Here is a 24,215-nt window from a genome sequence, read left to right on the forward strand (position 1 = left end):
GTATCGTGTCCCTGTTCATAGAAGGAGAACGCTATGAGCAGGAAAAAACAAGTCTATGAGAAAATCACCGCTCTCTACTGCCGCATCTCTCTGGATGACGGCGGCGACAACGAGAGTATGAGCATCAGCAACCAGAAAATCATGCTTCGGGACTTTGCTGAAAAGCATGGAATGTTCCAGTATGAATATTATGTGGATGACGGCTATACGGGCCGCAATTTCAACCGCCCTGCCTTCCAGCGCATGATCGCTGACATTGAGGCGGGGAAGATCGGCTGCGTCATCACCAAAGACCTATCCAGGCTTGGTAGGAACTATATTGAAGCTGGCAGCTATATCGAAATCTTTTTCCCCAAACACAATGTACGCTATATCGCCATCACGGACGGCGTGGACAGCCTGACCCGTCAGGAGATGGACATTACGCCCTTTAAGAATATCCTGAACGATATGTACAGCCGGGATATTTCTAAAAAGGTGCTGGCAGGCATCACCACCCGCTCCCGGCAGGGGAAGTTCTGCGGAGGGACGCCGCCCTTCGGCCTGATGCGTGACCCGGAGGACAAGGGGCATCTCATCATTGACCCTGAGACAGCGCCAATCATCCGCAAAATCTATGACTATGCCCTTGACGGGCTGGGCTGCATGAGGATTTCCAAACGTCTGATGGAAGAAAAAATCCCAATCACCCATGTCAAAGCCAACACGGAGTTTGACGCCAACTATTATTTCTGGGGCGGAGCCAGAATCAGTCACATCCTGAGAAATCCATTCTATAAGGGCGCACATTTGGTCTTTCGGACGCATCAGAAAGGCATCCGCTCCAACACCTATGACATTATTCCCCGTGACCAGTGGGAAGTGATCGAGGGCTGCCATGAGGCCATTGTGACGCCGGAGGAATGGGAACAGGTGCAGGAACTCATTGACCGCAGGCCGACCATTCAGGGGAATTCCTGCCCCTTTTATAATCTGTTCCACGGTCTGGTCTACTGCGCCACCTGCGGGAAGTCCATGCAGGTGCGGTATGAGAAAGTGGGCCGAACCGGGAAGAACCGCTTCACCGGCGAAATGCGGGAGCCGATTGACAAGGCGTACTATATCTGCCAGACCTACAACCGCATGGGCTGCAAGGTCTGTTCCAGCCACAAGATCGAGGCCAGGGATTTATACAATCTGGTGCTGAAAGACATTCAGGAACTGGCGGCGCAGGCTATGAAGGATGCCGATGCGTTCTACCAGCGGCTCAGCCGCCGGATGGAGCACCGGTATCTGGTGGACGCCTCCCAGACAGAAAAGGAACGCCTGCGGCTGGAAGCCCGAAATCAGGAAATTGACGGGATGTTCCTGAGCCTGTACACCGATAAGGCCAAAGGCATCCTGACCGAGCAGCGGTTTGTGAAGCTGACGGCGGCGCTGGAACAGGAGCAGGAATCCAACCAGAAACGCCTGCATGACCTGGCAATGATGCAAGGTCGTGCCGATGCGCAAGAAAGCGAAGTCCGCACTTTTATCAAGGAAATCCGGCGCTATGCCGCCATCGAGGAACTGGACGAGGCGGTGCTGAACCGGCTCATTAGCCGGATTCTGATTGGAGAAATCAAGAAGATTGATGGTCAGAGGACACAGGAGGTTAAGATTATTTACAATTTTGTTGGGGAAATGTCAAGGTAGAATTTAGACGCTAAATACTTTTAATTTATATCAAAAGTGATACAACAATTTTCTTTTAATGCTATCAGGCAATAAAGTTATTCCTTTGGCCAGAGTAAAAGGGATAACTTTATTTTGCTAAAGCATACTAAAAAGGGCGCGTTGCAGAAAATTATCCGCAACACGCCCTCTTCTATAAGTCCTTATGTCAAAATCAAATTATTGGTAATCTTGAATATTGGGATAAGCGGCACCGTTATTATGCGCGTAAGCTGCTTCAAAGTAGTCGAGGCTTTCAAAAGTAATGCCCTGATAGTTTCCGACATTCAACACATCAAAAGTTAGATTCAGAACATCACCAGCGGAATATTGGTCAAGAAGATTTCCTGCAAATTTCCATCCTATGTTTTCCTCATAAGTATCCTCGGTAAAATAAAATGTAGTCGCATCCTCAGTCGCATCATAACTAATGTCAATAATTATATCAGAGAAATGAACTTGATCTCCAGCATTAAAGTCTTTGAGATAATCTACAGTTTTTCCATCAGCAGGATTAATAAATTGAGCATTAAGTTGTGTCATATCAACAACCTCTGGAGGAAGAGAATTAAGTCTGTAAGATTCTGCAACAGAGAATTGATAAACTCTGTTATTATCCCCAAAGTAAAATCCATCTTCCGTCATAGGAACACTTGAACGAGCATTGGCATTGTAATAATGGGCATAATACAACTGCCATTTGTATGTCTCAGTTGAAACAAACTGTGCTTTCCATGTACCAGAACTGTCTCCTGCTTTCTTTGTATAAAACATATACTGATTTGTACCAGTAGTTGCTTGACTTACCGTATCACCAGAGGCATCTGACAAGATGAGTGCAATCTGTGTAAAAATATCGACAAAGATAATCCTATGTCCATGCATACGGATAGAACCAACGCTGTTATCTACTTCTGGACGAAAATAAACCTCAGGCCCCATATCACCCGTGTTATATTCTATGCTAGGTGAAACAAGATAGGCCCAACTACTATCCTTTTCACTCTGTCCATCGAGATCGATAAGCTTTTCCACATAATCTGAAAGGATAATCCAGCCAATCTTCCACCAATTCACTTTGCTTGCTTCAGCAGAAGAACTGATATTCTCGTTGTCGGCATAAGCAAAAGTAGTGTTAGAAAAACTTATGCACATAACCAAGGAAAGAGTAAGTGCAACAATCTTACGTGTTAGCTTTTTCATTAAAAGCCCCCCTTCTCTTATAAAACCAAAACAATAATGCAAATGATGGATGCAATAAAAAAGAATACTCCAGCAACCCGCATCAAACCAAGATATAAATCTGTAGGTTCACCGCCTTTTACAGAAAAGAAGTGTTCAATTTTCCATAAAAGTTCCGGCTTAAAAATCATAAAAAAACTTAATAGAAGCAAAAGGATAAGCCATATGTTATCTATGTATAACACTTCCTTTCTGCTAATACTGAAAATTCAAATAAAAAAGCGCATAAGTAGACAAATAATCATGCCTAACTTATGCGCAAATAGAAACAATTTTAATTCTAAGCCTCCAAAGCTGGCAGCGCCGGTAAAAATGCTCCATTATTAAGTTAGGCAACTTAACCTTAAAACAAATCATCGGTCTTACCTCCCAACAATATAAATTTCGACTTTTCACTTTTATTTTATCACCTAAAGCAGAACTTGTCAATGAATTTGTCTAAAATAAGTCGATTTTCTTTTTTGATTATGTGCATTTTTAACTAATAGAAAGAAAGTTGTATTGAGGGCGATTGGTGTTCCTTATTCCATATGTCGGAACTGTATGAAGTGAAAATAGTTTATCCGTTGAAGAGTCACTCCACAGGTTATGCTTGATTCTTTCAAAGTTATGTTTCTATAATATGCATCCGTACTGTCATATTATAATTCACATTATTGGATAATATAAATTGACAAGTATAAGATAAACAGACAAGGAGTCGCTGCCACCCGTAAAACGGGTGGCTCGGGACGCAGGCTTTAAGCCCACTCTACTTGGCCGCGCCTCAAGGCGCTAGCTTTCTCTTTTAGGCTATACTAAAGTTTTTATTTCCCTGGTACAACCGGGGATTTTTTTGCTTCAAGCCGCCAATTAGAACGGCAGCCACAAAGATTTTTCTTTGCGGCTGCCGTTTTCTTGAATTCATCACTTGACAATGTGGCAAAGATGAGAGAGCAGCGGACGAATCCAGTCTGCTTCACAGGAATCCAGATAGGCACATGAGAGAATTTCTGGAAGAAATACAAGGGCATGGTGAATCGAAGGGGTAGTTCCAATGCTGCAGAGCTGATGCAGTTCGTGACTGTTGATGAAAAGAAAAGTACCTTCGGAAATTGTCCGGGTTTCAGTTTTCAGTGTCAGAGTGAGAGTACCTTTTTCAACCCAGATCCATTCTAATTCTTTATGCCAGTGAAAAGGAACAGAGAGCCCGCCATGCGCATAATCCTGATGATAGATATGGAGCGGAACAGGTTCGGTTCCATGCACGGTAAAATCCCGGATTCCGCCAGAAAGAACAGGGGAACAAGATTCAGGAGAAAAGAGCTCTTTTGAACGTTCTTTTTTCATAAAAGTCAAAATCCTTTCATTAAATACGAAAATCAGGTTAGAAAATATAAGATAATATCATTATACTGCTCTTATAGGAAAAAAGAAAGAGAGGACAGAAAATGAAAAGAGAGTGGTGGCATAGCTTAACCGTATATCAGATTTACACCAGAAGCTTCTGTGACAGCAACGGAGACGGCATCGGCGATTTTGGAGGGATTCTGCAGAAGCTGGACTATCTGCAGGAGCTTGGTGTTGGAGCCATCTGGCTTTCGCCTTTTAACGATTCTCCTAATTACGACAATGGATATGATGTCAGTGACTATTATAAAGTAATGGAAGAAGCGGGCACAATGGAAGAGCTGGAAGAACTGATCGCAGCCTGTGAAAAGCGGGAAATTGTGGTCATGATGGATCTTGTTTTAAATCATAGTTCCCATCTGCACCCATGGTTCCTGGAAGCCAGAAAGGATCGAAACAGTAAATACCATGATTTTTACATCTGGAAGGAAGGAACGAAGGAGCAGCCGCCAGAAGGCGGCGGAGCATTCTTTGGAGGAAGCACCTGGGAATGGGTGCCGGAGGTTCAGGAATATTATTATCACAGTTTCAGTGTAATGCAGCCGGATCTGAACTGGAAAAATCCGTCGCTTCGGAAAGAGCTGTACCGGATGATCCAGTTCTGGATGGATAAAGGGATCCGTGGTTTCCGGCTGGATGCAATTGACAATATTGTAAAAGATGGACATGGAGGAAATGATACTCATTCAGAGCAGATTCATACATACTTAATGGAAATGAATCAGAATACGTATGGAAAATCAGAACAGATCCTGACAGTGGGGGAAACCGGAGGTGCTACGGTAGAAATGGCACAGCAGTATTCTGATCCGGAAAGCCAGGAGCTCAGTATGATTTTTCAGTTTGAACTGATGGGAATCGACGGCATCCGAAGTGGAAACTGGGATCCGAAACCGTATACGCTGCCGCAACTGAAGCAGCTCTTTGAAAAATGGCAGACGGGACTGGAAGAAAAAGGATGGAACAGTCTGTTCTGGGGAAACCATGATTTTCCGCGTGTCATATCGCGCTTTGGAAATGACAGGGAACCGTATCGGGAAAAATCAGCAAAAATGTTGGCTGTCCTTCTCCATGGGATGAAAGGAACTCCTTATATTTACCAGGGGGAAGAAATCGGTATGACAAATGTGTCAGGGCTTCGGATCGAGGACTATCAGGATATCGAGTCTGTAAATTTTGCCGAAGACCGTAAAAAAGAAGGCTGGGAGGAAGAAAAAATTCGTACCTATCTTGCACGGAACAGCCGGGACCATGCGCGGACGCCAATGCAGTGGAATGCGGAAAAACACGCCGGATTTACAGCGGGAACACCGTGGATGGCGGAAAATCAGAATTACGAGGAGATCAATGTGGAAAACAGCAGAAAAAATCCGGATTCCCTCTTCTATTTCTATCAAAAACTAATTGCGCTGCGTAGGAAAAATGACACTCTTGTTTATGGGGATTTCCGTCTGATTGAGGAAGAAAATCCGGATATTTTTGCTTATGAGAGAAATCTGGGAGAGAAAAAGCTGATTGTGCTCTGCAATTTCCGGGATACCGCGGCAGAGATGAAAGCCCGATATGATTTGACAAAAGGAACGGTTCTGATTCATAATGATACAGAAAGTCTCACAAAAGAAGTGTGGAAGTTACAGCCGTATGAGGCGTATATGATTGAACTTCTGCAGTAAAAAGACAGAAATGAAAAGCAGCAGGAGAAGAAAACTGCAGGAGCAACTGGAAACAGGAGGGAGAAAATGTATCGCGTTCTTCTTGTAGAAGATGAAGAAATTGAACTGGAGACATTGCGGGATTATATTGACTGGAAAAAGAACGGGATTTCCAGAGTATTTACCGCGCGCAATGGCAGAAGGGCACTGGAGTGCCTGGAAGAAAATATGGCAGATATTGTGATTACGGATATTCAGATGCCAGGAATGAGTGGAATTGAACTGGCAGAGACGATCGTACGCCGGGGGTATCCATGCAAAATTGTTTTTCTGACAGGATATGATGATTTTTCCTATATCCATTCCGCTTTTCAGGTGAATGCCGTGGATTACCTTTTAAAGCCATTTACGATTGAAGAAGTAGAAGCATGTCTGAAAAAAGTGAGAAGTGAATTGGAGAAAAGTGAGATAGCAGACTGGTCGCGGAAAACGGCGGCGAAGCAGTTGCTGGAAATGGCTTTGCGGGAAAAACAGGAAACAGAGCTTTTACGGAAAAATTTCCGTGGTGTATTTGGAGAAGAACTGGAAGAGTGCAGGTTTGGAATCATAGCGGTTTATGGAAAAACGGAAGAAAACATCTGTAGCCAAATTCAGGAAAAATACAAGGGCATCCGTTACATCAGCAAAACGGAACGGATCAGCATTCTGCTGCTGGCGGGGTATCTGTCGGTGAAAGATACGGCATTTCAGATCTGGAATGATTTGAAAGAAGACGCACCGAGAGCCGTTGGATGGTGCAGTGGAGCATGGACAGCTGACTGCCTGTACGAAAAGGCGGAAAAACTTCGGAACTGTTGTGTTCTGGCATTTCATATGGATCCACCGGAACTTTTCTGTGCAGATGAAAAAGAAACGGAAGAGGAAAAAGCATATCATTTCCGGGAACAGAAGGAGCGGAGAGAAGAAATCTGTCGTCTGGTCAGCAGCGGGAAAAAGCAGGAAACGCTGCAGACCATGAAAGATTATTTTCAACAGCTAAAGGGGCTTGCGCCGAAAACATTTGCGGGAGAAGTTTATAATCTCTATATGTATCTATGGAACCGTCTTGTTTTGAGCGATGAACTGCTGGAAAACTGGATGGAAGCAGAAAAAATTTTGAGAGAAAATGAAATTTTTGAAGCAAACAACAGTTATCAGATGCGGGAAAAGATGAAGCAGTATCTGGAACGGATGTTGGCATTTTTTGAAGAACAGAATCAAAATCCAAATTACTATGCCGTTTATCAGGTAAAAACATATCTTCAGGAGCACTGCTCGGAAAGCGCAGATATCGAGAAGCTGGCCGCGGAGGTCGGTTTGTCTCCGAATTATCTGAGGAGCCTGTTTAAAGAGGCAACAGGAAAAACGATTTTGGAATACAATACGGAAATGCGTCTGCAGAGGGCGGCGGAACTGTTAAAGAATAAGAAAAATAAAGTACGGGAAGTGAGTCTGGCGGTTGGATATGAAAATGTTTCTTACTTTGGCGTTGTGTATCGCAATGGCGATGAGTGTCCTGATGGCAGCGGGAATGCTTGCAGGATGCGGATCAAATGGCAGTACATCATCAAGTACTGCATCCGGCAGTGCATCATCTGCATCGGGCGAGGTATCAACAGACGGAGTTACGATTTCTATCTTTGACAAAAACTCCGGAAGCAATACCTTTGATGATCCAGTTGCAAAAGCAATTGAGGAAAAAACAGGTGTCAAAATTCAGGTAGAAAATCCAACCGGAGATCCGCTGGAAAAATTGAACCTGATGCTGACCGGTCAGAATTACCCGGATATCGTCCTGATGGATCGTGGAAATGATATTGTAAACCGTTACATTGAGGCAGGCGCACTGCTTCCGTTGAATGATCTGATCGATGAGTACGGCCCGGATGTAAAAGAGATGTACGGGGAAACCTTAAACAAGAGTCGTTATACCGATGGAAAAAATTACTATCTGAATAACTGGTACGGAGAAGATCCGGATCCGGTAGCCGGTGTTCTGATGCGCTATGATTATCTGTGCGAAATCGTTGGAAAAGACCGCGCAGACAGCGATGAGCCATTTACACAGGAAGAGTATATTGACATTTGTAAGAAATTCAAAGAACTTCATCCGACCATTGACGGAAAAGAGAGTATTGCCATTACCTTTGATGCAGAATCCAAAAACTACGATGGAACATTAAAAGGAATGTATGGTCTGAAAACATATTATCAGGATGGGGACAATCTGGAACATGTTGCCAAAGCACCAAACTTCAAAGAGATGATGTCCTTTGCCAATGAACTGTATACCGAAGGCCTTCTGGACAAAGAGTGGGTTGTCAACAAGAAAAATCAGTGGACGCAGAAACTGTCTGCAGGCAACGTATTCAGTACCTTTGCTTCCTACTGGGATACCGATGCAGCAAATACAGCACTTGCTTCTTCTGTAGGAGAAGATGCAAAATTCTATTCCTATAAAATCCTTGGAAACGGAATCAGTGCAGATGAAACTACTTACTCCGGAAGAAGTACACTTGGCTGGGATGCAATCGCGATCACCAAGAATTGTAAAAATCCGGAAGCAGCCATGAAGATGATCAACTACCTTGCAAGCGAAGAAGGACAGTATCTTCTGATGTGGGGTATTGAGGGAACCAACTGGAATATGGAAGATGGAAAACACGTTCCGAACGATGATCTGATTGAAGGATTCCAGACGGATTTTGACAAAACAAAACTGGATACCGGCGTCCGCAAATGGACCTGGTTTGTAAAGAACGGAAATGGTACAGACGGAACTCCATACGATGTATCACAGTATAAAGTAAAAGAGACCCGGCAGGTGGCTATGAATCACTTTGGTGAGAACGACAGATGGGATACCGCAGAATTTGCAGGCCTTACCCCGGCAGGAAGCACTCCGGATGGCTTGAAATGGCAGAAAATTCAGGATATCTACGATCAGGAATATCCGAAGATTGTGAATGCAGACAGCCACGATGCGGCAATGGAAGAGTACGACAAGATGATTTCCGAAATGAATGACGCAGGACTGGAAGATGTAGAAAAAGTTATCACGCAGAATTATCAGGAGCGTATGAAACTCTGGAATGAGTAAGCTAAAGTAAAATAAAAAAATCACACACGGAAAAGAACCGGCAGAAATTGAAATACAGATTTCTATGTCGGTTCTTTTTTATCAGAAGAAGCATTGCGATTTTCAAGGAATCTGGATATAATGAGGAAAACTGGAAAAACAGGGAAATCCAACCGCATGAGACAGGAGGCATCGTACATGGCAGCGAAAGAACAGTTAACCGCAATGGAAATGATCTGGGGATTTATGAGTGGGACGACAGGACATATGGGAAAGACGGACTTTGCGCCGCAGAAGGAAGCGTTCGGGGATTTTGCATCTCCGGAAACGTATTTTCCGCGCGTGGTGCCGGAGAGCGAGAGCATCTCATCGGAAAAGCTGACGCAGATGCTTCGTGAGCTCGCCGCTGCGCGCCATACGGACATGCATCATCTGCTGGTCCTGCGGAACGGACATGTCATCTGCGAATGCAATTTCGCCCCATACCGCAGCGGCATCTGGCATGCGACGTATTCTATGTGTAAGAGCATCACTGGCATGGCGGCTGGTTTTCTGATCAGTGAAGGAAAACTTTCCCTGGACGAGAACGTCTATGATATTTTTGAAAAACGAAACGGTCTGCTGCAGAAGATCCTGCGCCCGAATCTGACCGTGAAGCATCTTCTGACGATGAAGAGCGGCGTACAGTTCAACGAGATGGGCGTTGTTTCCGGCAACGACTGGGTGGACAGCTTCTTAAATGCGCCGGTCAAGGGAACGCCGGGCGAAGCGTTTGAGTACAACAGTATGAACACGTATCTGCTGTCTGCAATCATACAGGAGCGCACCGGCATGAAAATGGTAGATTACCTGCGGTCGCGTCTGTTTGAGCCTCTCGGCATCCGGAAAGTTTTCTGGGAGAGCTGCCCGGCAGGGATTACGAAAGGCGGCTGGGGCCTCTTCCTGTGCCCGGAGGACGCGGCCAAGCTCGGGGTGATGTACGTGAACGGCGGAAAATTCGAAGGAAAACAGATCGTCCCGGCGGAATGGGTCGCAGCGTCCACCTCCGTTCATGCGACACCGCCGGAAAAGATGGGAAAATATGGCTATGGTTACCAGGTCTGGATGGAGGAGCGGCCGGGCAGCTTTGCGTTCAATGGCATGCTGGGGCAGAACGTGCTCGGTTATCCGGATACCGGCGTGGTGATTGTGACGAATGCGGGCAGCAACGAGCTGTTCCAGACGTGTGAGATGCTCGACATTGTGCGGAAGTATTTCGGCGCGGAATTTGGTGCAGAGCTGAAATCCGGCGAGGCGGAAAGCCCGATGGCATATCAGAAGCTGGTGCAGACCTGCCGTGATCTGGAGGGCGCGAAAGAGACACCGGGAAGAATCCTGCGCGGCGGCTGGAAGCGGAGAACACCGGGGCCGCGGAACAGCGGAACACCGCGTCAGATCGACATGGCGCAGCTTCTGCACGGAAAAGAATATAAAATGGAAGACACGCATGTCGGCATGTTTCCGCTGACGCTGCAGGTCTTCCACAACAACTTTTCCGACGGCATCCGCCGCATCGGTTTCTTCTATGAAAAAGGCCGTTTCTTTGTAGCGCTGACCGAGGGAGAAAAAACACAGCGCATTGAGATCGGTCTTACGGGGTCCAAAGTTGTAGAATGGGTGGAAAACGAGGAATCGTATCTGCTCGGAACGACGGGACAGTTTGCGGAGAATGAAGACGGCGAACTGGTGCTGAAGCTTGAGTTTGCATTTCTGGAAGAGGCCGCAAGACGGAGGGTCAAAATCATTTTCCAGCGTGATTTCGAGCGGATCAGACTGGAGTGGAATGAGACGCCGGGCAAGGATCTGATTATCGAGGGCCTTGAATCCCTCGTGACGGATGTGGCGATCGCACCGCTTCTGCCGTCGCGGTTCCGCGAGCGGAGCCTTGACATGATCCATCTGCTGATGGCACAGACCATTGAGCCAATGGTAGAGGCACACCGCGTGCGGCCGGGGGAAGAAACGGAGACAGAAGAAGCGGCAGCGGAAGCTGAATCGGCCGCGGCAGTGGAAAATGCGGAAAACGCAGAAGAAACGGTGTAAAAACAGAAAAAATCAGAAGAGAAATGTGGATAAAAAAGGGAATGGAGCTGCCGGATGCGCAGTTCCATTCCCTTTTAAAAATACAGATTACAGATTCAAAGCCATATCGCCGGATTTGATCAGGTTTGCCTTGCGGAATACCTCTGAGAAGAACAAGGTGATCACAGCCGGAAGCACGAAGTGGAGCAGAATGATTTTGATGATGACGAGCTTCGGATCATCGTAAGCGATCATCGTCTGATACGTTGTGATCTGTCCGACAAGACCTGCGGAACCCATGCCGCTTCCCGTTGCATTATTCTGCATATTGGCGAGGATTGTGGAGACGGGTCCTAAAATCGCACTCGAGAAGATGACGGGCAGCCAGATCAGTGGATGACGCATGATGTTCGGCACCTGGAGCATCGAGGTTCCAAGACCCTGTGCGACAAGGCCGCCGAATTTGTTTTCCCGATAACTTGCAACCGCGAATCCGACCATGTTGCAGCAGCAGCCGATCGTTGCGGCACCGGCGGCAAGACCGGAAAGATTCAGAATGATGCCGAGTGCAGCGGAGCTGATCGGCAGTGTCAGAACCATACCCATGACGACCGAAACAACGATGCCCATGATGAACGGCCGCTGTTCCGTTGCCCAGTTGATGATGCTTCCAAGGCCTGTCATCATCTGGGAGATCGGCGGTCCGACGAGCAGTCCGACAACGGAACCGGCTCCGATGGTGATGACCGGTGTCACGATGATATCAACCTTGGTCTTGCCGGAAACCAGATGGCCGCAGGTGATGCCTGCGAAAGCTGCGATGAAAGCGCCGAGCGGTTCGCCAGGTCCTGCCAGAACGGCATTTCCGTCCACAAAGAATGTGCCGCCGGTGATCTTGCCGGCATAACCGCCGACCATGGCGGCGACGGCTGCAGAAACCGTGACAAGCGGGCTTTCCCCATATTTCACTGCCACGCCGACACCGATACCGGCACTTGTCAGGGCTGCGGCAGCTTTTCCAAGCAGATAGATCACATTTCCGGTCGAACCGCCGATCAGAAGACCGATCTGCTGAATCATCGTACCAATAATCAGGGTTGCAAAAAGACCCTGCGTCATGCCGCCGAAGCCATCAATGAAGATGTGCGAGGCGACTTTTTTGATTGTTCGCATATGGAATTCCTCCTCATGTATGTGGTGTGTTACTGTATTCACAAGTGACTTGTCAGTCGACTTTTAGTCTATCATAAGATGGGGGCGGGTGCAATCCTTTTCCGGGGGCATAAGTTGACAAAAGAAAGGGGCACGCTTATAATTGAGACAAATTCAGAGCGCTTCGAGAAAACAGCTCAGACAGTAAAAAAGTGATAAAGGAGACGCATGGGAAAACAGAAAAAGAAACAGAAAAAACGCGGCAATCCGCTTTGGACTCTGGTATTTTTAGCGGCACTTGCTGTTTTCTGCTTTTCCGGGTACAAGCTGATCGGCATTTACCTGGATTACAAGACCGGCACGGATGAATACCGGGATCTGCAGCAGTATACGACGGAAATTACAAAAACACCAGAGACACCGGCAACGACGAAAACAGAGGAGCCACAGGCGGAATCCGAACCGGCGGAGCCTTCCGAACCGGAGCCGGAACCACTGTCGTATCCGACAGAACCGCCGCTTGCCGTCGATTTTGAATCCTTAAAAGCGATTAACCCGGATGTGAAGGGATGGCTTTATATCGAAGCTCTCGACATCAGTTACCCGGTCGTACAGGGGCCGGACAATGTTGCGTATCTTCATACGACGTATGAGGGAACGAGCAACTTTGCGGGTTCCATTTTCCTCGATTACCAGAATCAGGATGATTTCAGTGATGGAAACACAATCGTTTACGGTCATAATATGAAGAATCTCTCCATGTTCGGAAAATTGAAACAGATGAAGGAGCAGGAAAAATATAGGGACAGCGTCTATTTCTGGATGCTGACGCCGGAATCAAACGATGTGTACCAGATTTTTTCTGCTTTTTATACGGAGGCAGACAGTGATGTCTACACGCTGTATTCCGGCGGGGGTGAAGCGTTTGTACAGTATCTGAATACCATGGCGGCGCGGTCAGAGATCCCGGTGGAGCAGCCGGAGATGGATGAAAACAGCCATATTATTGTGCTGTCCACCTGTGCGGCGAGCGATACGACTGGACGGTTCGTCGTTCTGGGCGTGCGGCGGAACCGGTAATGATTGGTCAGGAGGAGGAATGACAGATGGAAGAGGAAAGAAAAATCGAAGAACTGCAGAGATTGATTGATACGCATGAAAATATCGTATTCTTCGGCGGCGCGGGCGTGTCCACGGAGAGCGGGATTCCGGATTTCCGGAGCGTGGATGGCCTTTATCATCAGAAGTATGACGTTCCGCCGGAGACAATTTTAAGCCACAGCTATTTCCTGCGGTACCCGGAAAAGTTTTATGCTTTTTACCGCGACAAAATGCTTCCGGTCGGCGCAGAACCGAACGCGGCGCATAAGAAACTTGCAGAGCTCGAAGCGGCGGGAAAATTAAAAGCGATTGTGACGCAGAACATTGACGGACTGCATCAGGCGGCGGGAAGTAAAGTAGTGTATGAACTGCATGGAAGCACACACCGCAATTACTGTATGAAATGCGGGGCATTCTGCGATACAGAGCTGGTGAGAAGGAGCAGCGGCGTTCCAAGATGTGAAAAATGCGGAGGCATGATCAAACCGGATGTCGTACTCTACGAGGAGAGTCTGAATGAGAAAGTGCTCGACGGTGCGATCCGCTCGATTGCGGCGGCAGATCTTCTGATTGTCGGCGGAACGTCACTTGCGGTTTATCCGGCGGCAGGCCTTCTCCAGTATTTTGAGGGCGATGCGCTGGTTCTCATCAACAAGGGCGCAACGCCGATGGATAAAAACGCGGATCTTCTGATCCAGCAGCCGATCGGGCAGGTGCTCGGCAGCATCAAAGTAAGATAGATTTTAATTAGAAAATATAAGGCGGAAGAAACATGGCAGAACATTACGAAGTAGGCGATATTGTAAAACTGAAAAAGCCGCATCCGTGCGGCAGCAGCGAGTGGGAAATCCTGCGTGTCGGCGCAGATTTCCGTCTCAAATGCACCGGCTGCGGCCACCAGATCATGGTAGCACGCAAGCTGGTCGAGAAAAACACCCGCGGATTACGAAAAAAAGATGCGTAATATCGTGAAAAAAACAAGAAAACACGCGAAAAAGGGCTTGCTATAAGCCCTTTTTTATGTTAAAATAACAAATTGTGACGTATAAAAATAATTCCTTGCTCCCCATAATGAAAATGGGGTGCCAAAAAGTCCAAAAGGAGGTAAAGCATGAACAAGTACGAATTAGCACTGGTTGTGAATGCAAAACTTGAAGAAGAGGAACGCGCAGCTGTAGTTGAGAAAGCCAAAGGTTATGTAACCCGTTACGGCGGAACAGTTGGCGAAGTAGAAGAGTGGGGCAAAAAACGCCTTGCATACGAAATTCAGCATATGCGTGAAGCATATTACTACTTTATTCAGTTTGAAGCAGACGCAACAGCTCCGGCAGAGATCGAGAGCCATATGCGTATTATGGATAACGTACTGAGATACTTAGTCGTTAAAAAGGAAGCTTAAGAGGTAAGCGAATGAATAAAGTTATATTGATGGGAAGATTGACCAGAGATCCCGATGTCAGATACTCTGCTGGAGAGAACTCCACAGCGGTAGCCCGTTATACACTGGCTGTTGACCGCAGATTCCGCAGAGACGGCGATTCCGCAACCGCAGACTTTATCGGATGCGTTGCTTTCGGCCGCCAGGCAGAATTTGCAGAGAAATACCTGCGTCAGGGAACGAAGATCGCCATCACCGGCCGCATTCAGACCGGAAGCTACACCAACCGTGAAGGCCAGAAGGTCTACACGACAGACGTAGTTGTAGAAGAGCAGGAGTTTGCAGAGAGCAAAAATGCAGGTGGAAACAACGGAGGATACTCCGCACCGCAGCATAACAATCCGGCTCCGTCCGCGAATACATCTGACCTGGGCAGCGCCGATGGTTTTATGAATATTCCCGATGGCATTGACGAAGAATTGCCATTTAATTGATAGAAAAGGAGAGATTGATCATGGCTTATAATAATAGTGAAAGACCAGCTTCCAGAAGACCGGCCCGCAGAAGAAGAAAAGTTTGTGTTTTCTGTGGTGGAGAAGAGATCAGCTACAAGGATGCAGCTAAACTGAAAAAATATGTATCCGAGCGTGGTAAAATCCTGCCGAGACGTGTAACTGGAACCTGCGCAAAACATCAGAGAGCAGTAACAGTAGCCGTTAAGAGAGCAAGACATATGGCTATTATGCCGTACGTAGATGATTGATTCTGACTTGCGCTAAGCACTGTCCGAACGTTCATTTTGAATCGGTAAATAAATGGAGGTATCTGCCCGAAAAGGGCGGGTACCTTTTTTGTATCCAGAAGTATCTTGTTGCCAAAGTACAGGTCAAAGTGGTATAATCGGAAGGACAGGAGCGAAATACAACACGCAACGTTGGAAAGGTGTTAGGAAATGAAAAGCAAAATGAAGTTGAGCGGCCAATTGCGGAGCTATCTTCGATGGCCGCTGATTTTGTCCATCCTGATGCTTGTGATGAATATCGGCATGTATTTTGTGGATGTGATGGCAGGAATGTGGTTCACGCTGTTTTTTGCAGTCTATGTGATCGCAGCCGCAGTTCTCTATTACAGACAGCGTCCGCAGGTGATCAACGAGCTGATTACCTTTGCGACCGAATACGGCCAGGTTCAGAAGCATCTGATCCAGGAACTGGCGCTGCCCTATGCCGTTATGGATTCGCAGGGAAAACTTCTCTGGGTCAACAAAGAGTTTACAAAAATCACAGGGAAGGATACACAGTATCATAAATGTATCGCCACCATTTTTCCGGAGCTGACGGTCGAGCGGCTGCCGAAAAATGAGGAGGAGACCGACATCAACGTGGCTTACGGCGAAAAGAATTTCCGTGCCCATGTAAAAAGCGTCTGCATCGACGAGCTGATCCAGAATTCGGAGATGATCAACACAGATATCAAAGGCTATTTTATTCAGGCACTGTATCTGTTCGATGAGACGGAGCTCCGCGAGTATATGCGGAAATTCGAGGACGAAACGATGGTCACCGGTCTTCTGTATCTGGACAACTACGACGAGGCGCTGGAGAGCGTCGAGGAGGTCCGCCGTTCCCTTCTGACCGCACTGGTCGAGCGAAAGATCAACAAATATTTCAACGATCTCGATGGACTGGTGAAGCGGTATGAGAACGACAAATACATCGTGGTCATGCGCCGGAGTTCGTTAAATGAACTGAAAGAGAAAAAGTTCGATATCCTCGAGGACGTCAAGACCATCAACATCGGAAACGAGATGGCGGTCACAATCAGTATGGGTATCGGAGCAGATGCTGGATCGTTTGCGAAAAACTCCGAGTATGCGAAAATCGCGATCGACCTGGCTCTTGGCCGGGGCGGCGATCAGGTCGTTTTAAAGGACGGTTCGAAGATTCAGTATTTCGGCGGAAAAACGCAGGCTGTGGAAAAGAATACGAGAGTCAAAGCCCGCGTCAAGGCGCACGCGCTGAAAGAGTTTATGAACACGAAAGAGAAGGTCGTTGTCATGGGACACCGACTGCCGGATGCCGATTCGTTCGGTGCGGCCATCGGTATCTACCGTGCGGCGAAAACGCTGAATAAAAAAGCGTACATCGTCATCGACAACCCGACCAGCTCGATCATTCCGCTGATGAATACGTTCAGCGACAACCAGGATTATGAGGCGGACATGTTTGTCAACAACCATGAGGCGAAAGAGATCATGGACGACAACACGCTGCTCGTTGTGGTCGATACGAACAAGCCGAGCATCACACAGTGTGAGGATCTGCTGTACATGGCGAAAATGATCGTCGTGCTGGATCATCACCGGCAGGGAAGCGATACGATCCGCAACTCGGTGCTTTCCTATATTGAGCCGTATGCATCATCCGCGAGCGAGATGGTTGCCGAGATTCTCCAGTATTTTACCGAGGGAATCCGCATCCGGAACGTGGAGGCGGACAGCATCTATGCCGGCATCATGATCGATACCGACAACTTTATGCAGAAAACAGGTGTCCGCACGTTCGAGGCGGCAGCGTTCCTGCGCCGCTGCGGTGCGGATGTGACGCGTGTGCGCAAGCTGTTCCGTGAGGATATGAACGATTACAAGGCAAGAGGAGAGACGATCCGCAATGCGGAGCTGTTCCGCGGCCAGTTCGCGATTTCCGAATGCCCGAGCGACTATGTGGACAGCCCGACGGTGGTCGGAGCACAAGCGGCGAACGAGCTGCTGAACATTGTCGGTGTCAAGGCGTCCTTTGTACTGACCGAGTACAAAGGCGTGATCTATATCAGCGCCCGCGCGATCGATGAGGTCAATGTACAGATCATCATGGAGCGGATGGGCGGCGGCGGTCATCTGAATATGGCGGGATGCCAGCTCGAGACCGTCAACATGGAGGAGGCGAGAAACCTTCTGAAATCAACCTTAACAGAAATGCAGGATGGAGGAGAAATCTGATATGAAAGTTATCTTACTGGAAGACGTAAAAGCACTTGGTAAAAAAGGACAGACTGTAAACGTAAGTGACGGATATGCAAGAAACATGCTTCTGCCGAAAAAACTCGGCATCGAGGCAACCGCAAAAAACCTGAATGAGCTGAAACTCCAGAAAGCACACGAGGACAAAGTGGCAGCAGAGCAGCTCGCTGAGGCACAGGCTTTCGCGAAAGAGATTGAGGACAAACAGGTTACCGTAGCAATCAAAGTCGGCGAGGGCGGAAAAGTATTCGGAAGCGTATCGGCAAAAGAGATCGCTGAGGCAGCAAAAGAGCAGCTCGGATACGACATCGACAAAAAGAAAATGCAGCTTCCGAACCCGATCAAGGTTCTTGGAACGACAGAAGTGCCGATCCGCCTGCATACCAAAGTAACTGCAAAGCTGAAAGTTATCGTAAAAGAAGCATAATTCTATGGAAGAAGCACTGATTAAACGAATCCTTCCGCACAGCATCGAGGCGGAGCAGTCGGTCATCGGTTCCATGCTGATGGGGCGCGAAGCCATCATGGCGGCATCGGAAATCCTGACGAGCGACGATTTTTACCAGCACCAGTACGGCGTCATTTTTGATGCCATGGTGGAGCTGTTCAATGAGGGAAAACCGGTCGATCTGGTCACCCTGCAGAACCGCCTGCGTGAAAAGGATGTTCCGCCGGAGATCAGTTCGATGGAGTTTGTCCGCGATCTTTTAAATGCGGTGCCGACTTCGGCGAATGTGCGCCATTATGCGAACATCGTCAGCGAGAAAGCGGTGCTGCGCCGTCTCATTAAGCTGACAGAAGAGATAGAGAATGACTGCTATCTGAACAAAGAGCCGGTGGAAGTCATCATGGAGGAGACGGAAAAGAAGATGTTCCAGTTATTGGGCCAGCGGAATTCCGGAGACTTCATGCCGATCCGCCAGGTCGTCATCAATACGCTGGAGAACATCGAGCGTGCATCGAAGACGAAGGGAAATGTCACGGGTATTCCGACCGGATTCACGGATCTGGACTACAAGACATCGGGTCTGCAGAACTCTGACTTTATCCTGATTGCGGCACGTCCGTCTATGGGTAAAACGGCGTTTGTCCTCAACATTGCGCAGTATATGGCGTTTAAGAAAGACAAAGCCGTTGCGATTTTCAGTCTCGAGATGTCGCGGGAGCAGCTGATGAACCGTCTGCTCTCGATGGAGTCGAAAGTAGATTCCCAGCATCTGAGAACCGGAAACCTGAAAGACGACGAATGGAGCAAGCTGATCGAGAGCGCCGGCATGATCGGTGAATCCCGACTGATGATTGACGATACACCTGGTATCTCGATCGGAGAGATGCGGTCGAAATGCCGCAAATACAAGCTGGAGCACGGTCTTGATATCATCATCATTGACTACCTGCAGCTGATGTCGGGAAGCGGAAAGAGCTCCTCGGAATCGCGTCAGCAGGAGATTTCGGATATCAGCCGTTCCTTAAAAGCACTCGCGAGAGAGCTGAATGTGCCGGTTGTTGCACTGTCCCAGCTTTCCCGGGCTGTTGAGCAGCGTACCGACCACCGTCCGATGCTTTCCGACCTGCGTGAGTCGGGAGCGATCGAGCAGGATGCCGACGTTGTTATGTTTATCTATCGAGATGATTACTATAATAAGGATTCCGAGAATAAGGGAATCGCGGAAATCATCATCGCCAAACAGCGAAACGGCCCGATCGGAACTGTCAATCTGGTCTGGCTGCCGGATTATACGAAATTTGCGAATGCAGAGAGATAAAAGAAAATATTTTATGTGTCAGAACGTGTCGTGGGATAGTCCTGCGGCACGTTCTTTGTGTATAATTGTATGAAATTGTCGGAATATTACGATGAGATTTTCTTGCGGCAGGGGATAACAGATCCTATAATAAAGGGAAGAAGGGAGTGGCTGCCGTATGGAAAATAGAACGTATCTGGTCACGGAGGCGGAGAAGCTGACCGGGGAGAAAGCGCATGTGCTCCGGTACTGGGAGGACGAGCTCGGCATGGAAATCCACCGCAATTCGCTGGGACACCGCTGCTATACTGCGCAGGACATTCAGATTTTTCTGGGAATCCGGGAACTGAAGAAAAAGGGGCTTCATCTGAAAGCGATCCGCGAGCTGATGCCGAAGCTGGTGCAGGCAACGGCGGAGATCAAAGCGTTTCCGGCGGAAGCGGCAGAGACGGCAAAGGAGAAGCCGGATCCGGCAATACCGGGAAAAGCGGACGAAGTGCCGGAGGTGGTTGTCGATCTTCTGCCCGAGCGGGAAGCAGAACAGCTGGCGGACACCGTGATGCGGCAGGAAGAGGAGGAGCGTCAGACGGAATTTTACCGCGTGCTCGGCCGTCTGCTTGACCAGATGATACAGAAGAGGCGTCAGGAGGAACGGAGCCGCCGCGTGGACGAGGCGATCCGCCGCCACCAGCAGAGCCGGAGAGAAGCAGCGGCGACGCTGGAGCAGAAAGGAAAACGGACGAAAGCAAAACGGAGCCATCGAACCAAAGGGTAAATTGGACAGAAAAAAAGAACGCCTGTGAGAGGCGTTCTTTTTGGATCCACGCGGAAATCCGGCTTATTTTGCAGCCAGATAATCGTTGATCTGGTCTTCCAGAACCTGAGCGTCCAGGCCGTGAACCATAGCTGCTTCTTCCAGGGACTCACCCTGTGCAGAAGGGCAGCCGATGCAGTGCATGCCGGCTCCCATCAGGATTCCGATGATATTTGTATCCATTGCGATTAACTCGCCGATTGTCATGTCTTTCGAGATCTTTGCCATCTTAAAGTTCCTCCTTTAAATGTGTATATACCCGTCGTTCCGATTTTGACGGCTATTTTGATTATAGCGTACCCCCGGGGGGAATGCAAGAACAAATTCATAAGATTATAGAATGTTTATAATTTTGTACTTGTATTTCAGGGGGCAATCGTTTACAATGTGGATAGTACCGAAAGGGCCAAAAAATCTACAAGGAGGATAAGATCATGGCATATGTAATCACAGACGAATGTGTAAGCTGCGGAACCTGCGCTGGAGAATGTCCAGTAGAGGCTATCGCTGAGGGAGATTCCCATTACGAAATCAACCCGGATGTATGCGTTGAGTGCGGAACATGCGCAAGCGTATGTCCAACCGAGGCTATCACAGAAGAGTAATTTGTACGGAACGTACAAAAAAGGAAGTCTTTCACAGACTTCCTTTTTTTATGCATACGTTTCAAAACTTACAGAGAAGCCAGCTCCTGCAGAGCATTCTCTTTTACCATTGCATTTCCATGTTCCAGCAGAAATGCTTCAGCGGCCAGGGAGAAGGATTCCTGTCTGCCGTACTCGGAAAGAATGTTGCAGACCTTGTTGAATTCCTCCGGTTTGCAGCCGGACTGGTGCAGAACGAGCTGATAGTTGGCATCTGCCGTGTTCTTATAGAGGGAATTGCTGCCGGTAAAATACTGGTTCAGCGCTTTTGCGGAGCTGATGACATCGTCGAGGGTTGAGAAGTGGAAGGTGCGTACCAGATCCACATTCTTTTCCTCGGATGCTGCAGGCTCTTTTTCGTTTTCCTTCTGTGCCGCTTTCTTTGCGATTTCCTGTGCCTTGTTCTTCACATCGCAGAGCTTGTGGAACAGGTCGATGATGTCGTCCGCGCCGGAATACTGTACCGGTTCCGGTCCGTCCGTATCGTCGCCGGATGGAGCAAATTTGGCGAAGCGGGTGTCGAGCTCCTGTGGATCCTCGACTCTGGTGATAATGAGGACAATGCTGTCCGGAGCCACCGGAACGGCCTCGACCATGAGCGGGGCATTATCCACATTGAAGCCGAACTGCTGGTTGGCTTCAAGCATCATATCCTGAAACAGGCTGCGGGCCTTTTCCGTGCCGTAAGCCAGTTCGCTGAGCTTTAAATTTCTTTCGGCAAGATCGGCGCTGGTCAGTGTGCAGCGGATCTTGTTATCATTGATTTTTTCTATTTTCATAACTCTCACGTCCTTAATTACTCTTTACTTATATAAATAGGGCTGCTTACGATATAGTATAACACATCACGGAAAGAAGTAAAGAACTTAAGATTTTTTTTACATTTCGCATAATTTTTTCAGAAATGAAGGGACAAACTTTATTTGTAATTCCCCCGGTTTGAAGTATAATAGGAGTTGGGGAAACCTTTGCTTCTGCCCGGAGGGTGCATACTCCGGCCGGAAGCAGGCACAGAAAAAACGGATCGGATAAGAAGGCGTCCCCTTGAAACATGATCATTGAAACTAAAAACAAAAGTATTTCATACGGATCTATGGGGCTTTCTTTTTTGTACGTCACAACTGCAAATAAGCCATGAAACAAACAATCGACAAAACTTTTTAAACAGATTTTCTGAAAAATACCCAATAGCAAAAAGCAACGATACGTTCGTTACTGTTCAATCAGCAGTGAAACACCTGCTGTTTCGCTGCGTAAGAACATGATTCAGGTGTGAGCAGCCCTCCTTTTGCGAAGCAAAACTTTAAATGAGGGCTGCGAATGTTACAGTTCGCTGGGAACCAGTGAACTGTAACGATACTTTCTGACTCGCATGCGGTTCCCTTGCGCATAACGGTTGCTATTGGGTATTTTTTTTGTTATAATGGGCGCAAGTGGGGAGATCTTCAGAGCGAAGAAAAGGGGAAAAGAACACATGAAGGAGCAACAGAAGAAAAAAGCAGCGCCGGTACTGGTCGTACTGATTCTGATCGTGCTAGTCGGTGCAGCAGGCGTTGTTTCATTTTTGATAAACCGATATAAACCCGGAACCGAATACATGGCCGGGAACGAATATTTTAACCTGACAGACGAAAACAGCGTTGCGCTGATCCAGAACGGAGAACTTCTGGAAGAGCAGGCCGTCCTTATCGGAGGAGAGCCGTATGCGGCGTACACATATGTAGAATCCCAGCTGAACAGCTGCTTCTACTGGGATGAAGAAACAAAAGGAATCCTGCTTACAACGAGCGGCGGCGTGCAGACACTGCTTCCGGGCGATGCGGCCATTGCCAAAACACCGGGCGGACAGCCTGCCGTACAGCAGGAGAGCGACGGAACGGTTTACATTTCGCTGGATGTCGTAAAAGAATACACAGATCTCGACTATGCATATTACAGCGATCCCAACCGTGTTGTAATCCGGAATGAATGGGACGGCGTGGAGCAGGCGACGGTACAGTCAGACACCGCGCAGGTGCGCCAGAAGGGCGGCATCAAGAGTCTGATTCTTGCGGATGTACAGAAGGGAGACACCCTGCTGTATCTGGAAAATCTGGACAACTGGTGCAAAGTCATGACGGCGGACGGCTATACCGGCTACATCCAGACAGAGGATATCTCCGAGCCGGAGACCATCGAAGCGCGGACGGCAAAGAAAGATTCCTATGAAAGAATTACACGGGATCACAAAATCAATCTGGTCTGGCATCAGAGCACATCGACCGAGTCGAACGACGCGATGGCAGAGATGACAGCAGAAATGACCGGCGTGAACGTGATTTCACCGACCTGGTTTTCCGTGACAGACGAAACCGGTACGATTTCCAGCCTTGCGAGCGCCGATTACGTGAAACTGGCGCATGACGCGGGACGGGAAGTCTGGGGATTGATTGATAACTTTAATGAAGCATTTGACGAAACAACCGATCTTGCCTACGCATCCGTGCGCAGCAGAATCATTGAGCAGCTGCTCGCCGAGGCAGCATCGTGCGGCATGGACGGCATCAACGTGGATTTCGAGAATCTGAAAGAGGCCGGAATCCCGCATTACCTGCAGTTTCTGCGGGAACTGACGAGCGCGGCGCATGCACAGAATCTTGTGGTGTCGGTCGATACGCCGGTACCGCAGGCTTACACGATGTATTATCAGCGCGGCGAGCAGGCAAGATTTGTGGACTATATGATTGTCATGGCCTATGACGAGCATTTCGCGGGAAGCGAGGAGGCAGGCTCTGTTTCATCCCTCCCGTTCGTACAGCAGGCCGTGGAGGAGATGACGCGGGTGATGCCTGCCGATCAGGTGATCTGCGGAATCCCGTTTTATACCCGTGTCTGGACGGAAAAGTTCGGACAGAGCGCCATTACCAGCGAGGTGCTGGGCATGGATGGCGCCAAAAACTATGCCAAAGAGAATCAGATGACAGAAACCTGGGATGCATCCCTTGGCCAGAATGTGGCAACGGTAGAAACTTCCGATGCCAGATACACGATCTGGATGGAGGATGAGCAGTCCATGGAGGAAAAACTGAAAGTGATCCAAAGCGCTGATCTCGCCGGAGTGGCAGAGTGGAAGCTCGGATTCGAGTGCGCAGACGTCTGGAGTCTGATTTCAGAATATATTGAAACAAACAGTTGACGAGGAGTCCGGGAAGGATAAGGGGAATGATAA

23 protein-coding genes are annotated in these 24,215 nt (G+C 48.2%); 17 read left to right on the forward strand and 6 right to left on the reverse strand.

All coding sequences use genetic code 11. The annotated features are described in order from the left end of the window. Window positions 1-33 precede the first annotated feature (33 nt). On the forward strand, window positions 34-1,674 hold the full coding sequence (locus DWX00_RS05550) for a recombinase family protein (RefSeq protein WP_055221983.1): 1,641 nt from the start codon (window positions 34-36) through the stop codon (window positions 1,672-1,674). Between the two features lie 198 nt (window positions 1,675-1,872). Here DWX00_RS05550 and DWX00_RS05555 read toward each other — a convergent pair whose 3' ends face one another. The 3 genes from DWX00_RS05555 to DWX00_RS05565 all read right to left on the reverse strand — a co-directional run bounded on the left by DWX00_RS05555 (window position 1,873) and on the right by DWX00_RS05565 (window position 4,263). Next, the gene (locus tag DWX00_RS05555) at window positions 1,873-2,895 is read right to left on the reverse strand and encodes a hypothetical protein (protein WP_055221986.1); all 1,023 of its coding nucleotides are present in this window, start codon (window positions 2,893-2,895) and stop codon (window positions 1,873-1,875) included. Between the two features lie 17 nt (window positions 2,896-2,912). Further along, window positions 2,913-3,119 carry a DUF6199 family natural product biosynthesis protein gene (locus tag DWX00_RS20535; RefSeq protein ID WP_334291862.1) on the reverse strand — a complete coding sequence of 69 codons (207 nt, stop codon included), beginning with the start codon at window positions 3,117-3,119 and terminating at the stop codon, window positions 2,913-2,915. A 721-nt stretch (window positions 3,120-3,840) separates the two neighbouring features. Beyond that, on the reverse strand, window positions 3,841-4,263 hold the full coding sequence (locus tag DWX00_RS05565; RefSeq protein WP_117802319.1) for a cupin domain-containing protein: 423 nt from the start codon (window positions 4,261-4,263) through the stop codon (window positions 3,841-3,843). Between the two features lie 101 nt (window positions 4,264-4,364). On the opposite strand from DWX00_RS05565, the gene DWX00_RS05570 reads away from it, so the two are divergent. The 4 genes from DWX00_RS05570 to DWX00_RS05585 all read left to right on the forward strand — a co-directional run bounded on the left by DWX00_RS05570 (window position 4,365) and on the right by DWX00_RS05585 (window position 11,175). Further along, window positions 4,365-5,996, forward strand: coding sequence for a glycoside hydrolase family 13 protein (locus DWX00_RS05570; RefSeq protein WP_118594793.1), 1,632 nt, complete (start codon window positions 4,365-4,367; stop codon window positions 5,994-5,996). A gap of 66 nt (window positions 5,997-6,062) precedes the next feature. Then, entirely contained in the window at window positions 6,063-7,658 is a 1,596-nt protein-coding gene (locus DWX00_RS05575) for a response regulator transcription factor (protein WP_117804869.1), read from the forward strand. Then, a complete protein-coding gene (locus DWX00_RS20045; RefSeq protein WP_242856747.1) occupies window positions 7,546-9,114 on the forward strand; it encodes an extracellular solute-binding protein in 1,569 nt (522 codons plus the stop codon). Before DWX00_RS05575 ends, DWX00_RS20045 begins: the two co-directional genes overlap by 113 nt. Before the next feature lie 177 nt (window positions 9,115-9,291). Beyond that, window positions 9,292-11,175: a serine hydrolase domain-containing protein gene (locus tag DWX00_RS05585; protein WP_158578759.1), complete on the forward strand. Its 1,884-nt coding sequence runs from the start codon at window positions 9,292-9,294 to the stop codon at window positions 11,173-11,175. Window positions 11,176-11,262: 87 nt separating this feature from the next. Here the strand turns inward: DWX00_RS05585 and DWX00_RS05590 are convergent, their stop codons facing one another. Further along, window positions 11,263-12,327 (reverse strand): PTS transporter subunit IIC, encoded by a 1,065-nt coding sequence (locus DWX00_RS05590; RefSeq protein ID WP_117509767.1) that lies wholly within the window; start codon window positions 12,325-12,327, stop codon window positions 11,263-11,265. Window positions 12,328-12,534: 207 nt separating this feature from the next. On the opposite strand from DWX00_RS05590, the gene srtB reads away from it, so the two are divergent. From srtB to DWX00_RS05640, 10 genes are all read left to right on the forward strand, one after another. Beyond that, window positions 12,535-13,386 carry a class B sortase gene (gene srtB, locus DWX00_RS05595; protein ID WP_117802324.1) on the forward strand — a complete coding sequence of 284 codons (852 nt, stop codon included), beginning with the start codon at window positions 12,535-12,537 and terminating at the stop codon, window positions 13,384-13,386. 26 nt (window positions 13,387-13,412) lie between these two features. Continuing rightward, on the forward strand, window positions 13,413-14,147 hold the full coding sequence (locus DWX00_RS05600) for an NAD-dependent protein deacylase (RefSeq protein WP_117761939.1): 735 nt from the start codon (window positions 13,413-13,415) through the stop codon (window positions 14,145-14,147). 32 nt (window positions 14,148-14,179) lie between these two features. Beyond that, window positions 14,180-14,371, forward strand: a complete 192-nt coding sequence (locus DWX00_RS05605; protein WP_022461609.1) for a DUF951 domain-containing protein — start codon at window positions 14,180-14,182, stop codon at window positions 14,369-14,371. A 147-nt stretch (window positions 14,372-14,518) separates the two neighbouring features. Next, window positions 14,519-14,806 carry a 30S ribosomal protein S6 gene (gene rpsF / locus DWX00_RS05610; RefSeq protein WP_022461610.1) on the forward strand — a complete coding sequence of 96 codons (288 nt, stop codon included), beginning with the start codon at window positions 14,519-14,521 and terminating at the stop codon, window positions 14,804-14,806. 11 nt (window positions 14,807-14,817) lie between these two features. Next, complete coding sequence (locus DWX00_RS05615; protein WP_055220137.1) at window positions 14,818-15,279, forward strand: single-stranded DNA-binding protein; 462 nt, start codon at window positions 14,818-14,820, stop codon at window positions 15,277-15,279. Between the two features lie 20 nt (window positions 15,280-15,299). Then, a complete protein-coding gene (gene rpsR / locus DWX00_RS05620; protein ID WP_022461611.1) occupies window positions 15,300-15,548 on the forward strand; it encodes a 30S ribosomal protein S18 in 249 nt (82 codons plus the stop codon). 189 nt (window positions 15,549-15,737) lie between these two features. Beyond that, a complete protein-coding gene (locus DWX00_RS05625; protein WP_118594795.1) occupies window positions 15,738-17,783 on the forward strand; it encodes a DHH family phosphoesterase in 2,046 nt (681 codons plus the stop codon). Window position 17,784: 1 nt separating this feature from the next. Beyond that, complete coding sequence (gene rplI, locus DWX00_RS05630; RefSeq protein ID WP_022461613.1) at window positions 17,785-18,231, forward strand: 50S ribosomal protein L9; 447 nt, start codon at window positions 17,785-17,787, stop codon at window positions 18,229-18,231. Between the two features lie 4 nt (window positions 18,232-18,235). Further along, a complete protein-coding gene (gene dnaB, locus DWX00_RS05635) occupies window positions 18,236-19,570 on the forward strand; it encodes a replicative DNA helicase (protein ID WP_022461614.1) in 1,335 nt (444 codons plus the stop codon). A gap of 157 nt (window positions 19,571-19,727) precedes the next feature. Next, the gene (locus DWX00_RS05640) at window positions 19,728-20,324 is read left to right on the forward strand and encodes a MerR family transcriptional regulator (RefSeq protein WP_118594796.1); all 597 of its coding nucleotides are present in this window, start codon (window positions 19,728-19,730) and stop codon (window positions 20,322-20,324) included. 63 nt (window positions 20,325-20,387) lie between these two features. Here the strand turns inward: DWX00_RS05640 and DWX00_RS05645 are convergent, their stop codons facing one another. Then, entirely contained in the window at window positions 20,388-20,591 is a 204-nt protein-coding gene (locus tag DWX00_RS05645; protein WP_022461615.1) for a DUF1858 domain-containing protein, read from the reverse strand. Window positions 20,592-20,797: 206 nt separating this feature from the next. Between DWX00_RS05645 and DWX00_RS05650 the strand changes: the two genes are divergently transcribed. Further along, complete coding sequence (locus tag DWX00_RS05650; RefSeq protein ID WP_022461616.1) at window positions 20,798-20,968, forward strand: DUF362 domain-containing protein; 171 nt, start codon at window positions 20,798-20,800, stop codon at window positions 20,966-20,968. A gap of 68 nt (window positions 20,969-21,036) precedes the next feature. Here DWX00_RS05650 and DWX00_RS05655 read toward each other — a convergent pair whose 3' ends face one another. After that, window positions 21,037-21,786 (reverse strand): adaptor protein MecA, encoded by a 750-nt coding sequence (locus tag DWX00_RS05655; protein ID WP_022461617.1) that lies wholly within the window; start codon window positions 21,784-21,786, stop codon window positions 21,037-21,039. A 695-nt stretch (window positions 21,787-22,481) separates the two neighbouring features. On the opposite strand from DWX00_RS05655, the gene DWX00_RS05660 reads away from it, so the two are divergent. Next, window positions 22,482-24,182 (forward strand): glycosyl hydrolase family 18 protein, encoded by a 1,701-nt coding sequence (locus DWX00_RS05660; RefSeq protein ID WP_158578761.1) that lies wholly within the window; start codon window positions 22,482-22,484, stop codon window positions 24,180-24,182. Window positions 24,183-24,215 lie beyond the last annotated feature (33 nt).

The organism is Blautia sp. AF17-9LB (assembly GCF_003479185.1).
Classification (GTDB): Bacteria; Bacillota; Clostridia; order Lachnospirales; family Lachnospiraceae; genus Fusicatenibacter; species Fusicatenibacter saccharivorans.